Raw genomic sequence first — 21,774 nt, 5'->3', positions numbered from 1 at the left:
GGCGAAAGATGCCCCGGGAGTCGGTGGTCGGGTAATTCGCGCTCCGGTAGTTGGTGGTCGGGTAGTGGATGGCCAATTCATTCGTGCCCCGGTAGTTGGTGGCCAAGCGGCTGTCGCCGACATCGCTGCCGCGAACCCCGCGGCACGCCGGCCTCGCATGCTGCCGGACGGCGTCGCTGTGGGCGGATTGGAGCTGGGCGGCATGAGCGCGGACGCCGCCATTGCCAAGGTGGGGTCGCGGATCGAAGCCGCGCTTGACGGGCATGTGACGCTGGTTGACAGGCGGCCGGAGGAAGCCTCCCCTGCCCCGGCAACGGCGTTTGCGCCGACCTGGCGCGAGCTGGGGCTCAATCTGGACGCAGAGGAAGCCATACGTGCGATCGTGCGCTACCGGGACGCAGGTTGGCTAGAGCGCCGGTCAGCCGCGCGGGCGATGGCGAAGCGCTATGCGATAGAAGCGGTTTGGGACGAGGAGATGTTTGCGGATAAAGCGGAAGCGTTGTGGGGACGGCTCGCGGAGAAGCAGCCGATCGACGCCGTCCGGACGATCGACGACCGCGACCGGGTCGTTTATTCGCCGGAAACGCCAGGCGAGACGCTCGACATCGCTTCGCTGCTGAAGGCATTCAAGAAGCGAGCGCCAGCGGGGTTGAGCGAGGTGGCGCAGTCCGCAGACGATCAGATACGGATCGAGCTGCGCGTGCCCGTAGCCTCCGTAAAGCCCGAGATTACGACGGCATTGCTGCGGGCGCAAGGGATCGCACGCAAGATCGCCGAGTTCACCACCTCCTTTACGGCGAGCGGCGAAGGGCGCGTCCATAACGTCAAGGCCACCGCCGAGGCCTTGGACGGCACAATGCTCTTGCCGGGCGAGACCTTCGATTACGGCGCCATCGTCGCCGAGGCGCGCCGGGTTTACGGTTACCGGGAAGCCCCGGTTATCCTGAAGGGCAAGCTCGTGCCGGGCATCGGCGGCGGCATCTGCCAGGTGTCCAGCACGCTTTACAATGCCGTTTTGCGTGCCTCTAATATTGAGATCGTGGAGCGGCGCAACCACTCGCTCGCGGTGAACTATCTGCCGCAGGGCATGGATGCGACCTTTGCGGAGGGCTCGATCAATTTCCGCTTCCGCAACGACACGGGCAAGCGGCTGCTGATCAAGGCCTCTGTTCGCGGCAAAAGGCTAACGGTAAAGCTGTTCGGCACGATGGCGGACAATGTGAGGTACGAGCTGGAGACGGTCCACGTGAAGGAGCTTACGCCCAAGACCGTTTATATGCAAGATGCAGACGTCCCGGTCGGCATGTCTCGTCTTCTGCAGGAAGGAAAGCCAGGCGCAGTCGTGGACACTTACCGCTTGAAGTTCGTGGACGACCGGCTTGCCGCGCGCCGCAAGCTGAACCGCTCCGCCTATCGCGCGCAGGACGCGATCGTCGCCGTGCATCCTTCGGATCCGCGCGCCGGGCGTTCGGAGCAGCCGCACCCTCAGCCGCAGGGACGGACGCCGGCTGAACCGATGTAAAGGCCAATGAAGAACGCAAAAAGCCGCCGTGCCTGTGCCTCCGGCGGCTTTTTTGCGTTTCAATTCGTCGCCCAGGAGGACAGGCGGCATTCGCCAGGCTGGCGCTCCGGCTCCACGCCGCAGGAATAAGCCAGCCGATTGGTCAGGTCGACGAGCGTGAGCCGGCAGCCGTGCTTGGCCCCCGTGTCGATCCCGATCCGGTCGCGGCCGAGCCACAGCTCGCCAGCAGGCGCGCCGAGCTTAAAGGTCGGCGTGTGGCCGAACACGACCGTATACGGGAGCGGACCGCCGTCGGCCCAGAACTCGCTGCGAATTTCGGTCAGATCCGCGGCGCTCTGCTTGGCCGGCGGCAGGCCCGGACGGATGCCCGCATGGGCGAACAGGAAACCTTCCTCTTCCCAATACAAAGGTGTCTCGTTCAGAAACCGAAGCTCTTCCGCATCCGCCGGCAGGCCTTCTCCCCGCGCGGAGGCGTCGAGCAGCCACCGCTCCATATTGCCGAGCACGGCGCGCGCGCCCGCTTTGACCAGCGCCATCGCTTCTTTAAGCGCAGGCCAGCTCTCCTTCTCCCGATTAATGAAGTCGCCTAGCAGATACAGGCGATCCCTGCCCGGCGCGTATTCGGCCGTCCGCAGCAGCGAACGCATCGCCGCCGCCTGGCCGTGAATATCCGAGATGACAAGTATGCGGGTCATATCAATTTCTTCTACCTTTCGCTGCCGGCGTCAGCCGGGTACAAGTAGGTCTCCTCGACGGGGAAACGCAGCCAGCCGCGCGTGCCCGCCTTCAGAGGCTCATGATGGAATAAGGAAAGCATCTCTCCGGTTCCGGTCTCCGCCAGCACGCGCCAGCGATTGCCTTCGAAGGCGCTGTGCGCGATACGCGCGGCCAGCCGGTTGAAGTCCGAGGCCGCGCGGAAGCCGACCGCGCGGGAGCCGGCCGTACCGGCCTCCACCCCTGCGGCAACCTCTTCGCTCGGATGGGATGCCCGAGCATCCTCGGTCTCCCAGACGGCCGCATCCGGGCGGAACAGCGCGATCGCCGGTCCGGACGGCCGGCGGGCGCTCCAATCGGACGCTGTCCGTCCGGCGACGAGTGCGCCGTCGAGACGAATGGCAGGCGCCGCCTCGCTTTCGTCGATCGGCCCTGCCAGACGGTTGCCCGCGCCGAGCAGCGAGGCGACGGATGCCGTTGCGGGCCGGCGATAGCAGGCCTCGGGACTGTCGATCTGGTCGATGCCGCCGCTGCGCATAATGACGAGTTGGTCCGCCATCGCGAACGCCTCTTCGGGATCGTGCGTCACATGGAACACTGTCGTCCCCAGCTTGCGCAGCAGATAGGATAGCTCCGTTCGCATCTCGATTCGCAGCCGCATATCGAGATTGGACATGGGCTCGTCAAGCAGCAGCAGGTCCGGCTGCGTCGCCAAGGCGCGCGCGATCGCCACGCGCTGCTGTTGGCCGCCGGACAGCTGCGCGGGCAGGCGGTCTGCGAACGGCTCCAAATGCAGCAGACGCAGCAGCTCCCCGACCTTGGCTCGAATGTCCGCGGACGCTGCCTTCTTTCTTTTCAACCCGTACGAAATGTTGTCGAAAACGTTCATATGCGGCCAAAGCGCGTAGTCCTGGAACACCATGTTGATGCCCCGTTTCTCCGGCGGCACGAGCTTCGAAGCCGTGGACACGGCTTCGCCGCGCAGCCGCACCTCGCCTCCGTCCGGCTGCTGCAGGCCGGCGATAAGCTGCAGCAGCGTGGACTTGCCGCAGCCTGACGGTCCGAGCACGCTGATGATCTGCCCGCGGGAGACGCTGAAGTCGATGCCCCGAAGCGCAGGCTGGCCCGCGTAGGACTTGTGAAGCTGGCGGATCTCTAAGATTGGATTCAACGGCTTGGCCTCCTTGCTTCCTTCGGTTTGAAGATTCGCTCCATAACGAGGATCAATGCGACGACCGCGGTCCCGCCGGTCAATGTCGCGGCGGCTGCGTAGCCGAAGTCCAGGTCCTCGAACGCCTTGTTGATCACGACGGGCAGCGTCATGAAGTTAGGAGGGAACAAAATCGACGTCATCGCCAGGTCGAAGACGCTCGCGCCAAACGCCGCCAGCGCGGCGGAAAGCAGCGCGTCGCGCAGCAGCGGCAGCAGAATCGTCCGCACTCTGCGCGAGAACGAGGCGCCCTGCATTTGCGCCGCCGACAGCAGCCCCTGCGGCACCTTGGCCATCGCCCCCGTCACGATCCGGGTGATGACGGGAATGGCGCCCGCCACCCCGGCCAGCACGAGGATGGCCGGCTTGCCGTATAGCAGCAGCCCGATGCGTTCGAGCCAGGCCTGGTTCCAGATAAAGATGTAGCCGATGCCGAGCACGACGCCCGGAACCGCCAGCGAGACGAGCGAGATGACGTCGATCGCCCGTTTCAGCTTGAATTTCGAATAAGTCAGCACGTAGGCGACGAGCAGGCCGACGAACAAGCCGACGATGGCGGCAAACGCCGCGATCGATAGCGAGTGCAGCAGCGCGTCCGTCAGCTGTCCTCCTTCCACGAACAGCTCCCGGTAATGTTCCAGCGTAAACGCCGAGCTGCCGGATTTGCCGGGACGGGTCACCGACGTCAGTAGATTGGCGCCTAAAGGAATGCCCACCGCGATGGCCAGCAGGAGGAGATTGCCGCTAGCCAGTAGCAAGGCGCCCTTGCGCGGCCGCTCGGCCTTGGCGCGCGTCGCCCGGCCGCCGAGGAAGTCGAAGCGCGCCCGGCGCAGCGCCCAGAACTGCACGCTCATCGCCAGCGCGATCAGCACCACGAGGTAAAAGGAAAGCACGCCGGCCATGTCGAACCGGATCGGCGAGGTGTACAGCGCCGAGTAGATCGAGTAAGGCAGCGTCGGAAAACGGAAAACGGCCGCGATGGAAGCCGGCAGACCGAAATCGCCGACGGTGTCCATGAAGACGAGCAGCGCCCCCGAGCAATAGGCGGGCAGCAGCAGCGGCGCTTCGATCGTCCGCCAGACGGTCCAGGCGGTGCCGCCGTTCAAGCGGCCGGCTTCGCCCAGGCGGTCCATCTTCCACTCCAGCGCGGAATAGACGGCCAGATAAGCGAACGGAAATTTGCTTAACGACATGACCGCAATCAAGCCCGCGGGCGTAAAGACGGCGTCATGCACCCAGTGCCAGCCGAACCAGGACTCGGCGAGTCCGTCCGACGAAGCGAACATGACCCAGCCTTGCGCGAGGATGAAGGACGGCGTCACTATCAGCAGCCATACCGCCCCGTCGAGCAGCCGCGCGCCCGGGAACGACCAGCGGGATCGCGCGGTAGCGAGCGCCGCGCCGAGCACCGTGCCGAGCGCCGTCGTGCCGAGGCCGAGGACCAGCGTGTTTTTGAGCGATAAATACCAGAGCGGACGGCGAAACATCTCGCCCAGCAGGGAGAGGTCGCCGATCTGACGGCTCCCGAAGAAAAAGCCCGGCAGCAGCACCTGAAGAACGACCGCGGCAAGCGGCAGCATGATCAACAAAACAAGAAGGGCCAGCACCAGCCAGCCCGTCCTGCTTCCGTGAGCGAAAATCGTAAAGCGCATTTTTATTTCACCGAGCGATCGGCGAACCACTGCTTGATCTCCGCTTCATGCTCCGACGCCCACGATGCGTCCGCCGCGACAAGCTTGGCGTTTTGCGCGCGGTCTGCCTTCATCGTCACGCCGGTGGCGCTAGGCTGGAAGTAGCTCTCGTCGCCCTCGTCGATGAGCGCCTGCTGCGTCTTGGGATCGAGCAAGAACTCGACGAATGCCTTGGCCGCGTCTTGATGCGCGCTGTTCTTCTGGATCGCCGCTACGCGTACCGAAGCCGGCGCGCCTTCTTCCGGCCAGACGATCTCGATCGGCTCGCCGTCGTTCTTGAGCGTATATGCGTTGCTCTCCTGCAGCGCCGCGACCTTGATCTCGCCGCCCGTAAGCGCCTTGGCGACGTTCGGGTTTTTCGGATAGACGTGCGCGCCGTTTTTCAACACGTCGTCAAAGAATGTTTGGCCGCCTTCGGACCCTTTGTCCTGGAAGAACCACGACACGAACGGATAAGCAGGCGCCGCTACCGCTGGATCAGCCATACCGACGGTGCCCTTGTACTTGGCGTCGGCGAGGTCCGCCCAGCTCTTCGGCGCGTTGGCCGCGCTGAACGCCTTCGTGTTGTATACGATCACGCCTGCGGCATGAGCGCCGGTCGGGTAGTATGCTTTATTCGCAGGCACGAATGCCTTGGCGAAGTCCGTCAATCCCGCTGCGGCAGTCGGCTCCCAGCCTTCCATCAGTTGTCCTGCCTTGCCCAGTCCTTCGATCGAAGGCATCGCGTCCATCCAGACGACGTCCCAGTGCGGATTGCCCTTCTCCGCTTCGATGCGGGACATGATCTCCGCGCCGTTGCCGCTGACGATGTTGAGCTTGTACCCGGTTTGGGCTTCGAACATCGGCTTGACGATCGTGTCGAAGTCATTGAGGTAAACCGTCAGCGTCTCGCCGTTTCCGGCCGGCGTCGATGCGCTAGCGCTTTCGGACGGCGATGCCGATGCGCTTTCCGATGGCGAGGCCGCTGCCGACGATGGCGCGGCAGAATCCGAAGCCGTGGCAGCCGCCGCACCCGAGTTGTTGTTATTTGCGTTGCCGCAGCCTGCTGCGGTCAAGGACAAGCCAACAATCGCCAGTGCTGCGAGCTTGCGGTGCTGCATGAGATTCATTTTTCGATATCCCCCTCGTAATCGTTCGTGATACCTTCACTTTAAGGGGGGTTTGTCAGCATGGCGTAAAGCGGATAACAAATCGAAGTTAAATATACTCTATGTATATTGATAAAATCATAGATAGAATCTATATTTGCAGTAGCAGTCATCCGACGAAAAAGAGGGCGAACGTTCGATGAATCCCCAACAGCTTCGAATTTTCATGCAAGCCGCGGACGGCCGCAGCCTGACGGAAGTGGCCTCCTCGCTCGGCTTAAAGCAGCCCACCGTCACCTTTCACATGCAGAAGCTGGAGCAGTCGGTCGGCCTATCGCTGTTCCGCAAGCAAGCCGGTCGCGTGCGCCTGACCGATGCAGGCGAGGCGCTGCTCCCTTACGCCGCCAAAATCTCGGCGCTGCTGGACGAAGCCTCGCAGCTGATGACCGACTACCGCGAGCAAGGCCGCGGCAGGCTGAAGATCGGGGCCAGCTATACGCCGGCCACCTACTTCCTGCCCGCATATCTGGCGGAATTCCAGATGCAGTACCCGCTGGCGCTGCCGACGCTGACCGTCAAGCAGGCCGGAGATGCGCTCGCCCTGCTCGAGAGCTTCGAGGTCGACGTCGCCGTCGTCTCCCTGTCCGAGGAACCCTATCCCGGGCTCAATGTCATTCCGCTCGGCGAGGATCCGCTCACGCTGGCATTCGCGCCCTTTCACCCGCTGGCCGTGGGCGAGATCGGGATCGAGGACCTGCAGGGACAGCCGTTCCTCGTGCACGAGGGCGGCTCGACCTCGCGCAGGCTGTCCGAACGATGGGCGGCGGAAAACGGCTTGAACTGGCAAATCCGGATGGAGCTCGGCGCGATCGAAACGATCAAGGAAGCGGTCAAACACGGCATGGGGATCGGCATCCTGCCGCGGCGCAGCGCACGCAGGGAGGAGTTGTCCGGCGAGCTCGTGCTGCGGGAGCTGCCCGGCAAGGTCAGCGTCCGCCGGATCTGCCTTGTTTATCGGAAGGAGGATGAACCGGTTCGCCAGGCGGCGGCTTTTATCGATTTTATGCGAGCGAAGCTGGGGGTGTAGTTGAAATTGGGGATTTTGGAGCTTGAGGCTTTGAGCTGCCTCCTTCCGGTCAGACGCGAAGTAGCAGCTTGCCCGTCGTGCCCCCTTGCTCCAGCAACCTGATAGCCCGCTCGGCCTCCGCGATCGGATACACGCCGTAGATGTCGGCTTCCAGCTCGCCTCGCGCGGCCATCGCCAGCGCCTGGTACATCGCCTCGCCTACGGCATTCGGCGCAAACGCCGCGTAGGCGCCGATGTTCAAGCCCAGCGCGGCCCGGTTGCCGAGCCAAGCTTCGTTCAGCCGCAGCTCCGTATCCGCCTCGTCGCTGGCATTGCCGAGCAGGACGAGACGACCGAGCGGTTGAAGCGTCTCGAAGCTGCGCGTCCTGGTCACGCCTCCGACCGGGTCGAACACATGGTGCACGCCTTTGCCGCCGGTCAGCCGCAGCGTCTCCTCCGCGAACTCGCCGCGCAGCAGCAGCTTATCGTATATCTCCCCGCTAGCGGCATCCCGCTTGGCGGCGCTGCCTACCGTGCCAAGCACCAGACCCGCGCCTTCCCGTCTTGCGACCTGCCCGACCAGATTTCCCAAGCCGCCTAGCGCGCCATGCACGAGCACATGCTGACCCGGCTCCACTTGCGCGACGCGCTTGACCGCCAGGTACGCCGTCGCGGCGTTGACGGCGAGCGCAGCCGCCCGGTCCATTCCGAGGCCTTCCAGCGGTCCGTCCAACGGCACTGTCAGCTCGGGCTGCGCGGTGACGACCGATGCGTAGCCGCCCAGCTCGGTCAGCGTCAACGCGACGACAGGCTGGCCGATCTTAAAGCCCTCGACGCCTTCGCCGATCGCGCGGACGTAGCCGGATACTTCGAGCCCCGGCACGAACGGCATCGGCAGCCCAAGGTAACCCCTGCTGAGCAGCGAGTCGATCATGCCGACGCCGGCGTAGACGACATCGATCGTCAATTTCCCCGGCAATACCTCCGGGTTCGGTCTTTCCTGCAGTCTCATGATCCGTTGGTCTCCCGTTTGTTCCACGACGAATGCTTGCATGCTTCGTTCGCTCCTTTTTGATCGTTTGTTTGGAATGCGGCGTTTGCCTTAGTCCCTACTTTACGCGCGCGGCCGGCGGCCAGCCAGATTTTAGTTAAGCTATTATGATCGCTAACAGGATCGAACCGGCGCAGTACAAGGAAATACGTCGTGAAAAAGCGAAAAGCCCAAGGCGCTTGACGAGCCTTGGGCGAAGCATAGGACGGGCATTGGAATGGGATGTCGGATTCGAATGTCTAACGATTCGAACGGCTTATTTACGCTATAGCTTCAGTCCCGTCAGCTTTTCCGCCGTACCCGAACCGGGAAGCGGAACGTACATACAGCATATGTACGCCTCGAGATCGTTGATCTGGCTGAAGGTGACGACCTCGAAGCGGAGCAGGCCGAGCGCCGGATGGGCGATGTCGACGCGCATACCGTTCTTCTCCCCCACTTCGTGCCGGGCCCACCAGTCCGCGAACGGTTCGCTCCGCGCCTGAAGCTCGGAGACGAGCTCCGCGTACCAGCCCTGATCCGCGATCAAATCGTAATGCTTGCGATAATAAGCGAGCGCGAGCTTCGTCGACTGCTCCCAGTTCACGACGCGTTCCCGAAACGCCGGATGGAGGAAGATCAGCTTCAGCATGACCCGTTCTTCTTCCGGAATGGCGGCGAAATCCATAACCATTTCGCAAGCGAGCGCGTTCCAGGAGACGAGCCGGTTGCGCGGGTCGATCACAAAAAACGGGTACGGCATCGTCCGTACCATCTCGAGAAACGCCTCGGTGAGCGGAGACGCTTCCGGCGCGGCTTGCGGGGCTTGGCGCCCGTTCAGCCGGTGCAGGTACTGGCGTTCGGCCGTCGTGAGCTGCAGCGCGTTGCCGATGCTCTCGAGCACTTCGTGCGAGGCGGACATCTCTCTGCCCTGCTCGAGCCATGTGTACCAGGTCAGGCTGACGCCGGCGAGCTGGGCGACTTCTTCCCTGCGCAGGCCCGGCGTACGCCGGCGGCTGAATCCGTCGCGGAATCCGAACGCTTGCGGCGACAAGCTCGCCCTGCGGGATTTGAGAAAATCGCCGAGCGACTTGCGCTGCAGCTGGTCTTCCATCTCTACACGCTCCTCCCTCGCCGGCGTATGCCGACGAAGCTTCCTTATCCAAAGTATAGGCGCCGCACGCTTTTCCGATCAAGTTCCGTGCTCCGCTCGCTGGACGCCGCGCAGGAACTCCAGTCGCAGAGCGGTTTAATCCAAGCGGCCAAAAGTTCCATGCAAAAAAAGTCCCGTCAACGCTGCGCCCCCGAAGGCGCCGACATTGACGGGAAACGATGCTGCGTATCGGCCGGTCGAACGTTATAGCTAGGCTAGCTTTCGCGCCTCGTTTGCCGCTAAGCCTAGCGGCTTTTCTCGGCGTACTCCTCCGTCCAGGCTTGCGTCTGCGCCAGCGCGGCCTCCGCGCGACCGATCGCATCGTTTACCTGGTTCGCGGCCGTGCCGCCGTAAACGTTGCGCGCGGCGACAACAGTCTCCGGCTTCAGCGTCTCGTAGATGCGATCGTCGAACAGCTCGGAGAACTGCTTGAACTCGTCCAACGTAAGATCAAGCAGGAACTTGTTCTGCTGAATGCAGTACAGCACCGTCTTGCCGATGACCTCGTGCGCCTGGCGGAACGGCAGCCCCTTGTTCACGAGGAAGTCCGCAATATCGGTCGCGTTGGAAAAGTCCTGGTCGACGGCGCGGCGCATCTTGTCCTTGCGCACCTTCATCGTCGCGATCATCGGCGCGAACAGCTGGAGCGCGCCCTGCAGCGTCTTCACGGTGTCGAACATGCCTTCCTTGTCTTCCTGCATGTCCTTGTTGTAGGCGAGCGGCAGCGACTTGAGCACGGTCAGCAGGCCGACGAGGTTGCCGTACACGCGTCCCGTCTTGCCGCGCACAAGCTCGGGCACGTCGGGATTTTTCTTTTGCGGCATGATGCTCGAGCCCGTGCAGAACGCGTCGTCCAACTCGACGAACTGGAACTCCGTGCTCGACCAGAGGATCAGCTCTTCGCTCAGGCGCGACAGATGCGTCATGATGAGCGATGCGCCTGCCAGGAATTCGACGATGAAATCGCGGTCGCTGACGGCGTCGAGGCTGTTCTCGTAAACGCGACCGAAGTTAAGCAGCTCCGCCGTGTACAGGCGGTCGATCGCGAACGTCGTGCCCGCGAGCGCTCCGGCGCCGAGCGGTAGTGCGTCAATGCGCTTGTAGCTGTCCTGCAGACGCTCGATGTCGCGGCCGAACATGGACACGTACGCCATCAGATGATGGGCGAACAGAATCGGCTGCGCGCGCTGCAAATGCGTGTAACCCGGCACGATCGTGTCGAGGTTGGCCTTGGCCTGGCCGATCAGCGCCTCTTGCAGCTTGGACAGCAGGCCGATGAATTCGACGACGCGCTTGCGCAGGTATAAGTGCATGTCGGTCGCGACCTGGTCGTTGCGGCTGCGTCCGGTGTGCAGCTTGCCGCCGACGGGGCCGATCTCCTCGATCAGCGCCTTCTCGATGTTCATATGAATGTCTTCGTCGGCGATCAGGAACTGCTGCTCCCCGCTGCGGATGCGCTGCTGCACCTTGAGCAGGCCCGCCTTGATCGTCTCGACGTCCTCTTGCGGCAGAATGCCGCAGCGTCCCAGCATCGTTACGTGCGCGAGACTGCCCTGGATATCCTCTTCGGCCAGTTCCTTGTCAAACGTAATCGACGCCGTATATTCTTCAACCAGCTGGTCGGTCTTCTTCGTAAACCGGCCGCCCCACAGCTTGCTCATGACGCTAGTTAGCCCCTCTCTAAAGTTCCGTGCTGCCCTTTTCGTCGCTCATGCGGATAAGCCGGCGATCGCGCTGCTGCACGCTTGTCCGGCAACTCCGCGTTGCACGCCTCATGCGAATAACTGCAAATATGCAGCTGAATGAACGGCATGGCTTAGGCGAATGGCGATTAACTGCATATGTGCAGCTAATGTACCGCGTTCCCTGCAAATGAACGGATATCCGGTCAAATAACTGCATATTTGCATCTATTCATTCTTCGGCTAGAAAAGGGAACGAGATAACTGCAGAAATGCAGTTATCTCTGTGGTGTTGCGGGTGTTGCGGGTGTTGCGGGTGTTGCGGGTGTTGCGGGTGTTGCGGGTGTTGCGGGTGTTGCGGGTGTTGCGGGTGTTGCGGGTGTTGCGGGTGTTGCGGGTGTTGCCTGCGGACAAACCGCATGATCTTAGCTCGTCTTAGACGCCGGAAGCGCCGTTCACGCCGGACGATACTTTGAGACGCAGCGCGTTCAGGCGGATGAAGCCGGTCGCGTCGCCCTGGTCGTACGCCTGGGTCGGGTCGGCTTCCATTGTGGCGATATGCGGGTTGTAAAGGCTGACCGGGCTCTTGAGGCCGGCGGCCAGGATGTTGCCCTTGTACAGCTTGAGGCGCACGGTGCCGGTGACGTTCTTCTGGCTCTCGTTCACGAGCGCCTGGATCGCCAGACGCTCAGGCGCGAACCAGAAACCGTTGTACACGAGCGTGCTGTACTTCGCGATAAGCGAGTCGCGCAGGTGCATGACGTCGCGGTCCATCGTGAGCGACTCCATCTTGCGGTGCGCGGTGAACAGGATGCTGCCGCCCGGGGTCTCGTACACGCCGCGGGACTTCATGCCGACGAAGCGGTTCTCGACCATGTCGACGCGCCCGATACCGTGCTTGCCGCCGAGCTCGTTCAGCTTGTTCATCACTTCGAGCGGGGACAGCTTCTCGCCGTTCACGGCGACGACGTTGCCCGCTTCGAAGTCGAGCTCGACATACTCGGCCTGGTCAGGCGCCTTCTCCGGCGACACGCTCAGCACGTACATGTCCTGCACGTCGTCCGCGCTGGAGTCGAACCACGGATCCTCGAGCATGCCGCTCTCGAAGGAGATGTGCAGCAGGTTGCGGTCCATTGAGTAAGGCTTGGCGGCGGACGCCTGCACGTTGATGCCGTGCTTCTCGGCGTAAGCGATCATCTCGGCGCGGCCCGGAAACGCTTCGCGGAACGCCTCGTCGCGCCATGGCGCGATGACTTTGATGTCAGGCGCTAGCGCAGCGGCGGTCAGCTCGAAGCGGACCTGGTCGTTGCCCTTGCCGGTTGCGCCGTGCGCGATGGCGGTTGCGCCTTCGGCGCGGGCGATCTCGACCATGCGCTTCGCGATCAAAGGACGCGCGATCGAGGTGCCGAGCAGGTATTGGCCTTCATAGAGCGCGCCCGCCTGGAACATCGGGTAGATAAAGTCCTTGGCGAACTCGTCCTGCAGGTCGTCGATGTAAACCTTGGAGGCGCCGGTCTTGATCGCTTTTTCCTCCAGGCCGTCCAGCTCTTCCTTCTGGCCGATGTCGGCCGTGAAGGTGATGATCTCTGCGTCGTACGTCTCCTTCAGCCACGTGAGAATGACGGAGGTATCCAGGCCGCCGGAGTAGGCGAGCACGATTTTTTCTTTTGCCATGGTGGGAATAAACGCTCCTCTATTGGAAAATGGATACATGCGCGTCGACGAGACGGCGATTCCGGCAAGCTGCGTCTCGAACGCCGCGCTCCGGTTCGCCGCCTCGCGAGTCGGCGCGGGTCGGATGCTACATGATCGCGGCCATGACGGCCTTTTGCGCGTGCAGGCGGTTCTCCGCTTCGTCGAAGATGATGGAGTGCGGGCCGTCGATGACGCCCTCGCTCACTTCCTCGCCGCGGTGCGCCGGGAGGCAGTGCATGAACAGGTAATCGGACTTGGCGTGCTTCGCCAGTTCCTCGTTGACCTGGTAGTTTTTAAACGCGCGCTCGCGCTCCTGCTGTTCTTCCTCGAAGCCCATGCTCGCCCACACGTCGGTGTAAATGATGTCGGCGCCCTCGACGGCCTCGCGCGCGTCGCGCACGATGTCGACCCGGGAGCCGGATTGCGCCGCGTACTCGCGCGCCAGCTTCACCTGCTCCGCATCCGGCTCATAGCCTTCCGGCGACGCGCTGGCAAAGTGAATGCCGAGCTTGCTTGCGCCGATCATGAGCGAATGCACCATGTTGTTGCCGTCGCCGATGTAGGCGACCTTGAGGCCTTCCAGCTTGCCCTTGTGCTCGAGGATCGTCTGATAATCGGCGAGCGCCTGGCACGGATGCGACTGGTCGGACAGCGCGTTGATGACCGGGATGGTCGCCGAGCGCGCCAGGTCCACAACGTTGCGATGGCCGAACGTACGGATGATGATGCCGTCCAAATAGCGCGACAGCGTCTGCGCCGTATCGCGGATCGTCTCGCCGCGGCCCATCTGGATGTCGTTCTTGCTCAGGAACAGGCCATGGCCGCCGAGCTGGAACATGCCGACCTCGAACGATACACGCGTACGGGTGGACGACTTTTCGAAAATCATGCCGAGCGTCTTGCCTTTGAGCGGTTGATAGACTTCGCCGGACTTCTGCTTGTGTTTAAGATCGATGGCGAGGTCGAGCAGGTAACGGATCTCGTCAGGCTGGTAATCGACGAGCCCCAGGAAATCCCGCCCTTTGAGGCCTTGGGCGAGTTCTTCGGCGTTTGCGGCCGGGTTAGGCATGGCGATACCTCCTTGGTCAATGTAAAAGGGGCGCTGCGGCCCCGGAAATGTTTTGAGCGGAGCCTATCTGGAGCGAGCGTCCGGGCGCTACTCTGAAAAGGCGAGCTCGCCCGGATGCTGAAGGACTATGCGCGCCACCGCAGACACAGACGGAAGCGTCCTGGCAAGTAAATGGACTTCCATCCGCCCCGCGTGCATCGCAGCCCATCCGCTTAGCTGCCAAACTGCAGTTATTTCCCCCAAATGTGCGCCTCGGGTGACGATAACTGCATTTATGCAGTTATTTTACCCCTGCGCCGCCTTGGGAGCCGCTCAGCAGAAATTAACTGTATACTTGCAGTTATTGTCCCGGAGAAGCCCTTTTCTTAAGCAAATTGCTGCATATTTGCAGGTTTTGCCCCTGCTCCGGCTTGCTCCCTAGTGCAAGGCTTAAGCCGATAAGCGCGATCGGCAGCGGAGTTGGGCAGTTGCACATAAGATGATGCGCGCCACCCGCGCTCGCTTAATTCGATGTTTTGGCCGCGGCCGCCTCGGTCAGGACGGCAGCGATCAGCTCGACCGCGCGGTCGATGTCCTCGCGCGACACGAGCAGGCTCGGCAGCAGGCGGATGACCGTCGGTCCCGCCGAGACGACGAGCAGGCCGCGCTTGTGCAGCTCGCTGATCCAATCGGCGACCGGCTCGGTGCACTGGATGCCGATGAGCAGGCCGCGGCCGCGGATCTCGGTGACGACCGGCAGATCCAGCAGCTTTTCGCTCAGCTTGGCGATCAAGTACTCGCCCGAAGCTGCCGCGCGCGCCGGCGCGTCTTGCTTCAGAATCGACTCGACCGTGGCGGCCACGACTGTCGAGGCGATCGGCGTGCCGCCGAACGTCGTCGCGTGCGAGCCTGCCGTAAAGGCCGGGATAAGTTTCTCCTTGCCGAGCATCGCGCCGACCGGGAAGCCGCTGCCGATGCCTTTGGCGAGCGTAAAGATGTCCGGCTCCACGTCATAGTGCTGATGCGCGAACAGCTTGCCGGTACGGCCCATGCCCGTCTGGACTTCGTCCAGGATGAGCAGCAGGCCGTGGCGGTCGCACAGCTCGCGGACGCCGCGCAGGAACTCGGGCTCGACGACGATGACGCCGCCCTCGGCCTGCACGAGCTCCAGCATGATCGCAGCCGTGCGATCCGTGATGGCCGCTTCCAGCGCCGGCAGATCGTGCAGCGGCACGTGGACGAAGCCCTCGGGCAGCGGCAGGAAGCCTTCCTTGACCTTGTCCTGGCCGGTCGCCGTCAGCGTCGCCAGCGTACGGCCGTGGAAGGACTGCGTAAACGTGATCACTTCATAGCGATTGTTGCCCAGCACCTTCTGGTGATAGCGGCGGGCCAGCTTGATTGCGGCCTCGTTCGCTTCGGCGCCGCTGTTGCAGAAGAACACGGCGTCGGCGCAGCTGTTGTCGGTCAGCAGCTTGGCGGCTTTTTCCTGGAACGGGTTCACGAAAAGGTTGGACGCATGCCACAGCTCCCCGAGCTGCGCCACGAGCGCATCCTTCACCTCGTCCGGCACATGGCCCAGGTTGGTGACGGCCAGACCGCCCATAAAGTCGAGATACTCCTTGCCTTGATCGTCCCACAGGCGGCTGCCTTTGCCCTTGACGATCGCGATCGGATAGCGCCCGTAGGTCGGGAATAAGCTGCTCATGTTTTCCACTCCTTTAATGATTCGTTCGCGGGGGTCTCAGTTCGTCTCCCGCCGTTAATCGTTATCTCCGCACGATGCGGGTGCCGAGGTTGCCCTCGCCCACCGCACGGCTCAGCACCCGGGGCGCGGCGCCGTCGACGATCAACACCTCGCGCACGTCTCCGGTGAGGCAGGCCATCGCGGCTCGCACCTTGGGGATCATGCCGCCGTAGATCTCGCCGCTCGCGATCATCTCTTCGATCTGCGCGAAGGTGACCTGCGGCAGCACCTGCTTCTCTCCGTCAACTGTCCGCATGATGCCCGGCACGTCGGTCACGACGATCATCGTGGCGACGCCCAGATGCGAGGCGACGGCGCCCGCGGCGGTGTCCGCGTTGATGTTGTAGCGCTGGCCGGCCGCGTCGATGCCGATCGGCGCGATGACGGGCAGATAGCCGAGCGCCACGATGCCCTGGATCAGCTCGGCGTTGACGCCGGTCACGTCGCCGACGAGGCCGACAACGTCGGCGTTCGCCACGGGCCGCGCCTCAATCAGCCGCCCGTCGGTGCCCGACAGGCCGAGCGCCTTCGCGCCGCTCTGCTGCAGCCGCCGCACGATCTGCTTGTTGATGCGGCCGGCGAGCACCATCTCGACGACCTCGAGCGTCGGCTCGTCGGTCACGCGCAGGCCGCCTTCGAAGCGGCTCTCGATGCCGAGCTGGCCGAGCGTCTCGTTGATCGCCGGGCCGCCGCCGTGCACGATGACCGGCTGCGCCCCGCTCTCCTGCAGGTCGCGCAGATCCTCGAAAAACGCGTCCGGCAACGCGGCGAGCGTGCTGCCGCCGCATTTCATGACGAATGCCATCGTTGTCGTCGCCCCCTTAAGTCCGGTAAGCGGCGTTGATCCGCACGTAATCGTAGGTCAGGTCGCAGCCCCAGGCGAGCGCCTTGCCGCTGCCCATATGCAGGTCGACGCGGATCGCAACCGTGTCGCCCTTGAGGTAGACAAGGGCCGCGTCCTCGTCGAACGCGATCGGACGAGATTGCTCCAGCACGAGGATGTCGCCGAGCCTTACGTCGACCGTATTCACGTTAAGCGGCACGCCTGCGCGGCCCGCAGCCGCGATGATGCGGCCCCAGTTGGCGTCCGCGCCGAACGCCGCCGACTTGACCAGGCTCGAGCCGATGATCGTCTTGGCGATCGCCTGCGCGTCCGCATCGCTCGCGGCGCCTGCGACGGTCGTCTCGATCAGCTTGGTCGCGCCTTCGCCGTCGCGCGCGATCGCCTTGGCCAGCTCCTCGCAAACGAAGCGCAGCCCTTCGGCGAACGCAGCCCAGTCCGGATGCGCCGGCGTCAACTCGCCGTTGCCCGCGAGGCCGTTGGCCATCGCCACGAGCATATCGTTGGTGCTGGTGTCGCCGTCAACGGTGATCATGTTGAACGTCAGGTTCGTGATGTCGCGCAGCAGCGTCTGCAGCGCCGCGGAGCCGATGGCCGCGTCCGTCGTGACGAAGCCGAGCATCGTCGCCATGTTCGGGTGGATCATGCCGGAGCCCTTGGCCGCGCCGGCAATGGTGACTTCATTGCCGTCCACGACGACACGAACGCAGGCGGTCTTCTTGACCAGGTCGGTCGTCAGAATGGCCTGGCAGAAGTCGTCGGAGCCGGCCGCGTCGTCCTTCAAGCGCTCAGGCAGCCGCTCGATGCCCGCGCTCACGCGGTCCATCTTGAGCGGCTCGCCGATGACGCCGGTCGAGGCGACGGCGACCTGATGCTTCGCCACGCCGAGCGCCTCGGCGATCTGTGCGCGCATCGCGTACGCGTCGGCTTCGCCCTGGGCGCCGGTGCAAGCGTTGGCATTGCCGCTATTGACGAGCACTGCGGTCAGGAGCCCTTCTTCCGCCAGGCTCTCGCGCGTCACCTGCAGCGGTGCCGCCTGAAATAAATTGGTCGTATACACCGCCGCAGCCGATGCCGGCACCTCGCTGACGATCGCGCCGAGATCGTGACGCTCCGTTTTTTTCAGACCGCAGTGCAGTCCGCCCGCCTTGAAGCCCTTGGGCGTCGTCACGCCGCCGTCCGGCACGATGAGATAGCTCTTCCCCATGTCGCTCCCGTTCCCCCGTCCGTTATGGATAGACCGGCAGGAACGTCAGACCCGTCGTCTCGTCCCAGCCCATCATCAAGTTCAAGTTCTGAATCGCCTGGCCCGACGCGCCCTTGACGAGGTTGTCGATGACGGAGATGACCGTCAGGCGCTTCGTCCGCTCGTCGACGAGCACGCCGATGTCGCAGTAGTTCGAGCCGTACACTTCCTTGGTCGACGGATACGTCCCCTCCGGACGCACGCGCACGAAGGGCCGGCCCTCGTAGAATTGATTGTACAGCTCGCGGAAATCGGCCGTCGTACGGCTCTTGTCCGTCAAGCTCGCGTACATCGTGCTCATGATCCCGCGCGTCATCGGCACGAGATGCGTCGTGAACGACACGGTCACCGGACCGCCGGCCGCGCGCGCCAGCGTCTGCTCGATCTCCGGCGTGTGCTGATGCTGATGGACTTTGTACGCCTTGAAGTTCTCGTTGATCTCGGAAAAGTGGGCGGCCATGCTGAGGCCCCGGCCCGAGCCGGACACGCCGGTCTTGGCGTCGACGATAATGCTGTCCGGGTCAATCCAGCCGGCCTTGACCGCCGGATACAGGCCAAGCGTGGTCGCCGTCGGGAAACAGCCCGGATTGGTAACGAAGTCCGCGCCGCGTACTTCATCACCGAACAGCTCGCTCATGCCGAACACCGCGCGCTCGAGCTCGTCCTGCTGCGGCGCTTCTTTTTTGTACCATTGGGCGTAGCTCTCTCTGTCCTTCAGGCGGAAGTCGCCGGACAGGTCGATGACCCTAAGCCCTGCCGCGAGAAACTGGCTGGCCAGCTTCGTGCTGACGCCATGCGGCGTCGCGAAGAAGACGACGTCGGCCTTGCCCGCGATCAGCTCGGGATCGACGGCGTCCAGGATGTCCGTGCGAATCTCCGTCAGATGCGGATAACCGGCCGCGAACGGCTCGCCCGCGTTGGACGAAGAGATTACAGACGTGACCGTCACGTAAGGATGGGCGGCCAGCAAGCGGATCAACTCGACGCCGCCGTAGCCGGTCGACCCGACGATGGCGGCGCGCACCTTGGATGGCGCCGAGGATGAAGATGATGATGATGATGGCATTTACATACACTCCTTGCTGTATAAAGGAATGGGACGCTAGCGCGATAGGCGCTCGCCCGCCGTTCATGGCAAACTATTCCCATTGTACCGGATCGCGAAGGGGATGTCTAAAACAAGTTAAGCCCCGCCGCCGCGTCCCGGCTATGTAAGATGCAGTTGCTCTGTCGGCACTGCGGGACGCGGCGGACGGCGGCTCGGCGGCACACAATTGACGGTTGTCGATGTGTATCATTATACATTCGAATGAGTATTTATTCAATGAAAGAATCGGCTGGGAGGTAAGGTTATTTTTGATGGAACGATCGATGCTGTTGATAAATGAATGGGCTCAGGGCTCACGGTTGCAGATAGGACTTGCGGCCGCACTCGCCCGGCCTCGCGGCTGTCTATGCCTGAAGTTAAGATTCCCGCAGCTGTCGAAGCTTGAGTCATCTAAAGCCGTCAGGGCTTGTTGATGCCGTCGCCGCCGGATTTTGGCCTTTTAGGTGCGAATTGCGGCTTGTCGGATCCGCCCGGCTTGGCTGACAGATGCGGCTCATGAAACCCCTCCCCCAGCACCTCCGCCGCATTCGTGATAATGACAAAAGCACCCGGATCGGCATCCTGCACGAGCAGCTTGAGGCGCGTCACTTCGTTCTGGCCGACGACGGTCATGAGGACGGGACGCTGCTCGCCAGTGAAACCGCCCTCGCCCTGCAGCTTGGTGAGGCCGCGGTCCAGATCGATGAGCACGGCTTGCGACACCTTTTCGGGCTGCGTTGTCACGATAAACGCGGCCTTTGACGTTTGCAGCCCCGTCTGCACGACGTCGATCGTCTTGCTCGTGACGAACAAGCCGATGAGGGCGTAGAGCGCGTTTTCCGGCGCGATGAGGATGCCGGCCGCGAGGATCACGAGGCCGTCGAGCGTGGCGACCGCAAGGCCGAGGCGCAGGCCGGTGTAGCGGTGCAGGATCTGTGCGGCCGTGTCGAGCCCTCCCGTAGACGCTTGGCCACGGAAGACGAGGCCGAGGCCGAGACCGACGCCGAGGCCGCCGTAGATCGCGGCGAGCAGCGGGTTGTGCGTCGGCGGCGTCCAGTGCGCGGTGAGCAGCACGAACAGCGGCAGCACGACGGAGCCGACGGCGGTCTTGATACCGAAACGGCTGCCGAAAACAGCGAGTCCAGCTAGGAAGAGCGGAATATTGAGCGTCCACTGGGTGTAAGCGGGCTTGATGTCGGTCAAGTAGTTAACGATGACCGATATACCGGATACACCGCCTGAAGCGATCTTATTCGGCAGAAAAAACAGGTTGAAGCTGACCGCAATGAGAAAGGATCCCGCGAGCAGCAGCGCCATCGACACCGTATTGCGGTAGAACGGCGAGCGCGGCTTGCGCCGGCGCTTGTTCGGCCTTGGTGTCGGATGGAGCGGAAGCGCCGCCCGATTCGTTTCGTTTGCATTTTCCATCGTATGAAGCCACTTCCTTTATTTTAGAGCGTTACGTCCATGCAAAAAAAGCAAGCCCCTCCACCCCGGCGGCGCGATAGGTTCACTTCGGACGGATGCCGGCAAACGGTCCCCGTTGAGGGAGACCGCGCAGGCGATCGGAAGAAACGTTTCCTCGCGTTGCCATTAGTGTCGGAACTTGCTTCATGCTTTATTCGAACAAAGCGCGCGCACTTCGGTCGGTTATTCGGCAGCAGCCGCCGGATCCGTCTTGATCTGGCTGCGCAGATAGCCGTCAATGAACGGATCGAGTTCGCCGTCCATGACCGCCTGCACGTTGCCCGTTTCGACGCTCGTACGATGATCCTTGACCATGCTGTACGGGTGAAAGACATACGAGCGGATCTGGCTGCCCCAGGCGATGTCGAGCTGCTCGCCGCGGATGGCGGCCAGCTCGGCCTGCTGCTCCTGAATTTTCTTTTCATAAAGCTTGGATTGCAGCATCTTCATCGCACGGTCGCGGTTGGAAATCTGCGAGCGCTCCGTCTGACAGGCGACGACGATGCCGGTCGGCAAGTGAGTCAGCCGGATCGCCGAGTCGGTCTTATTGATGTGCTGGCCGCCGGCGCCGCTCGCCCGGTACGTGTCGACCCGCAGGTCTTCGGGACGAATCTCGATGGTGATGTCGTCCGGAATTTCCGGCACGACGTCGCAGGACACGAACGAAGTATGGCGTCTGCCCGACGCGTCGAAAGGCGAGATGCGCACGAGCCGGTGCACGCCCTTCTCGGCCTTCAGGTAGCCGTAGGCATTGTAGCCGCGCACCATGATGGTCACGCTCTTGATGCCCGCTTCGTCGCCCGGCAGATAATCGAGCAGCTCCACTTTGAAGCCCCTCTTTTCCGCCCAGCGCGTGTACATCCGGTATAGCATAGAAGCCCAGTCCTGCGACTCCGTGCCGCCCGCGCCCGGGTGCAGCTCCAGGATGGCATGGGATTTGTCGTACGGCTGGTTGAGCAGCAGCTGCAGCTCGAAGTCGTCGACCTTCTTGGACAGCGACTTGACGCTGCCGACCCACTCGGACTCCAGATCCGCGTCCGTCTCCTCCTCGAGCATTTCCTGCATCGCCTCAAGGTCCTCCTGCTCCGCCGCGAGCGCCGTGTATTGCTCTACGACGCCTTTGATGGCGTTGAGCTCGGAGATGACGCCCTGCGCCTTCTCGTTGTCGTCCCAGAAGTCAGGCGCGCTCATCTTCTCCTCGAAGTTCGCGATCATTTCTTGCTTGAGACCTAAGTCAAAGAGACCCCCTAAGATACGTGAGTCGCTTCGCGGATTCGCGAAGGTCTTGCTTGGCTGTGTAATCGTTGACGGCCATTTAAAATCACCTCATCGTAGAATACGGCCCGGCATGCGGTCCGATGTTCGCTTTGTATCGTCATTCTGCCCGGTGTTGCCTGTCAGTCGCTACCGTACGCCCGACATGCAAGAGCGATGCTCACCGGACGCGGCCCGGTTAGGCCGCCCGGCGGAGCACCGCTCCCGTGCCTTGA

General features: G+C 62.9%; 18 protein-coding genes. 2 read left to right on the top strand and 16 right to left on the bottom strand.

Annotation, left to right across the window (positions count from 1 at the left end; genetic code table 11):
- The first annotated feature begins 64 nt into the window (after nt 1-64).
- Nucleotides 65-1,522, top strand: coding sequence for a VanW family protein (locus KB449_RS36010; protein ID WP_282913240.1), 1,458 nt, complete (start codon nt 65-67; stop codon nt 1,520-1,522).
- A 59-nt stretch (nt 1,523-1,581) separates the two neighbouring features.
- On the opposite strand, the gene KB449_RS36005 is transcribed toward KB449_RS36010, so the two are convergent.
- Genes KB449_RS36005 through KB449_RS35990 form a run of 4 tightly spaced genes read right to left on the bottom strand, consistent with a single transcriptional unit; the run spans nt 1,582 to nt 6,246 of the window.
- Nucleotides 1,582-2,217, bottom strand: a complete 636-nt coding sequence (locus KB449_RS36005) for a metallophosphoesterase family protein (RefSeq protein ID WP_282913239.1) — start codon at nt 2,215-2,217, stop codon at nt 1,582-1,584.
- Between the two features lie 11 nt (nt 2,218-2,228).
- Nucleotides 2,229-3,407: an ABC transporter ATP-binding protein gene (locus KB449_RS36000; RefSeq protein WP_282913238.1), complete on the bottom strand. Its 1,179-nt coding sequence runs from the start codon at nt 3,405-3,407 to the stop codon at nt 2,229-2,231.
- Entirely contained in the window at nt 3,404-5,098 is a 1,695-nt protein-coding gene (locus KB449_RS35995; RefSeq protein ID WP_282913237.1) for an ABC transporter permease, read from the bottom strand. Before KB449_RS35995 ends, KB449_RS36000 begins: the two co-directional genes overlap by 4 nt.
- 2 nt (nt 5,099-5,100) lie before the next feature.
- Entirely contained in the window at nt 5,101-6,246 is a 1,146-nt protein-coding gene (locus KB449_RS35990) for an extracellular solute-binding protein (RefSeq protein WP_282913236.1), read from the bottom strand.
- Nucleotides 6,247-6,424: 178 nt separating this feature from the next.
- Between KB449_RS35990 and KB449_RS35985 the strand changes: the two genes are divergently transcribed.
- Nucleotides 6,425-7,312 carry a LysR family transcriptional regulator gene (locus tag KB449_RS35985; RefSeq protein ID WP_282913235.1) on the top strand — a complete coding sequence of 296 codons (888 nt, stop codon included), beginning with the start codon at nt 6,425-6,427 and terminating at the stop codon, nt 7,310-7,312.
- 49 nt (nt 7,313-7,361) lie between these two features.
- On the opposite strand, the gene KB449_RS35980 is transcribed toward KB449_RS35985, so the two are convergent.
- The 12 genes from KB449_RS35980 to prfB form a co-directional block, all read right to left on the bottom strand.
- The gene (locus KB449_RS35980; RefSeq protein WP_282913234.1) at nt 7,362-8,345 is read right to left on the bottom strand and encodes a quinone oxidoreductase family protein; all 984 of its coding nucleotides are present in this window, start codon (nt 8,343-8,345) and stop codon (nt 7,362-7,364) included.
- A 262-nt stretch (nt 8,346-8,607) separates the two neighbouring features.
- Nucleotides 8,608-9,435 (bottom strand): helix-turn-helix transcriptional regulator, encoded by an 828-nt coding sequence (locus KB449_RS35975; RefSeq protein WP_282913233.1) that lies wholly within the window; start codon nt 9,433-9,435, stop codon nt 8,608-8,610.
- Nucleotides 9,436-9,719: 284 nt separating this feature from the next.
- Complete coding sequence (gene argH / locus KB449_RS35970; protein WP_282913232.1) at nt 9,720-11,135, bottom strand: argininosuccinate lyase; 1,416 nt, start codon at nt 11,133-11,135, stop codon at nt 9,720-9,722.
- 264 nt (nt 11,136-11,399) lie between these two features.
- Nucleotides 11,400-11,570: a hypothetical protein gene (locus KB449_RS35965; protein WP_282913231.1), complete on the bottom strand. Its 171-nt coding sequence runs from the start codon at nt 11,568-11,570 to the stop codon at nt 11,400-11,402.
- 21 nt (nt 11,571-11,591) lie between these two features.
- Nucleotides 11,592-12,830, bottom strand: a complete 1,239-nt coding sequence (locus tag KB449_RS35960; RefSeq protein ID WP_282913230.1) for an argininosuccinate synthase — start codon at nt 12,828-12,830, stop codon at nt 11,592-11,594.
- 127 nt (nt 12,831-12,957) lie between these two features.
- A complete protein-coding gene (gene argF / locus KB449_RS35955; protein WP_282913229.1) occupies nt 12,958-13,920 on the bottom strand; it encodes an ornithine carbamoyltransferase in 963 nt (320 codons plus the stop codon).
- Nucleotides 13,921-14,422: 502 nt separating this feature from the next.
- A complete protein-coding gene (gene argD / locus KB449_RS35950; RefSeq protein WP_282913228.1) occupies nt 14,423-15,604 on the bottom strand; it encodes an acetylornithine transaminase in 1,182 nt (393 codons plus the stop codon).
- A gap of 61 nt (nt 15,605-15,665) precedes the next feature.
- Entirely contained in the window at nt 15,666-16,448 is a 783-nt protein-coding gene (argB, locus tag KB449_RS35945) for an acetylglutamate kinase (RefSeq protein ID WP_282913227.1), read from the bottom strand.
- A gap of 16 nt (nt 16,449-16,464) precedes the next feature.
- Nucleotides 16,465-17,691 (bottom strand): bifunctional ornithine acetyltransferase/N-acetylglutamate synthase, encoded by a 1,227-nt coding sequence (argJ, locus tag KB449_RS35940; protein WP_282913226.1) that lies wholly within the window; start codon nt 17,689-17,691, stop codon nt 16,465-16,467.
- 22 nt (nt 17,692-17,713) lie between these two features.
- A complete protein-coding gene (argC, locus tag KB449_RS35935; RefSeq protein WP_282913225.1) occupies nt 17,714-18,796 on the bottom strand; it encodes an N-acetyl-gamma-glutamyl-phosphate reductase in 1,083 nt (360 codons plus the stop codon).
- Nucleotides 18,797-19,237: 441 nt separating this feature from the next.
- Entirely contained in the window at nt 19,238-20,245 is a 1,008-nt protein-coding gene (locus KB449_RS35930; protein ID WP_282913224.1) for a YitT family protein, read from the bottom strand.
- A gap of 222 nt (nt 20,246-20,467) precedes the next feature.
- Nucleotides 20,468-21,599, bottom strand: a protein-coding gene (prfB, locus tag KB449_RS35925; protein ID WP_282913223.1) for a peptide chain release factor 2 whose coding sequence is annotated in 2 segments (ribosomal slippage) — nt 20,468-21,520 and nt 21,522-21,599 — 1,131 coding nt in all. Because the reading frame shifts where the segments join, the coding sequence is not laid out codon by codon here.
- Between the last annotated feature and the right edge of the window lie 175 nt (nt 21,600-21,774).

The sequence above is a fragment of the Cohnella hashimotonis genome (assembly GCF_030014955.1).
GTDB classification, from domain to species: domain Bacteria; phylum Bacillota; class Bacilli; order Paenibacillales; family Paenibacillaceae; genus Cohnella; species Cohnella hashimotonis.
Note: the sequence above shows the minus strand (reverse complement) of the source record. Positions and strands in the feature narration are given on the sequence as shown.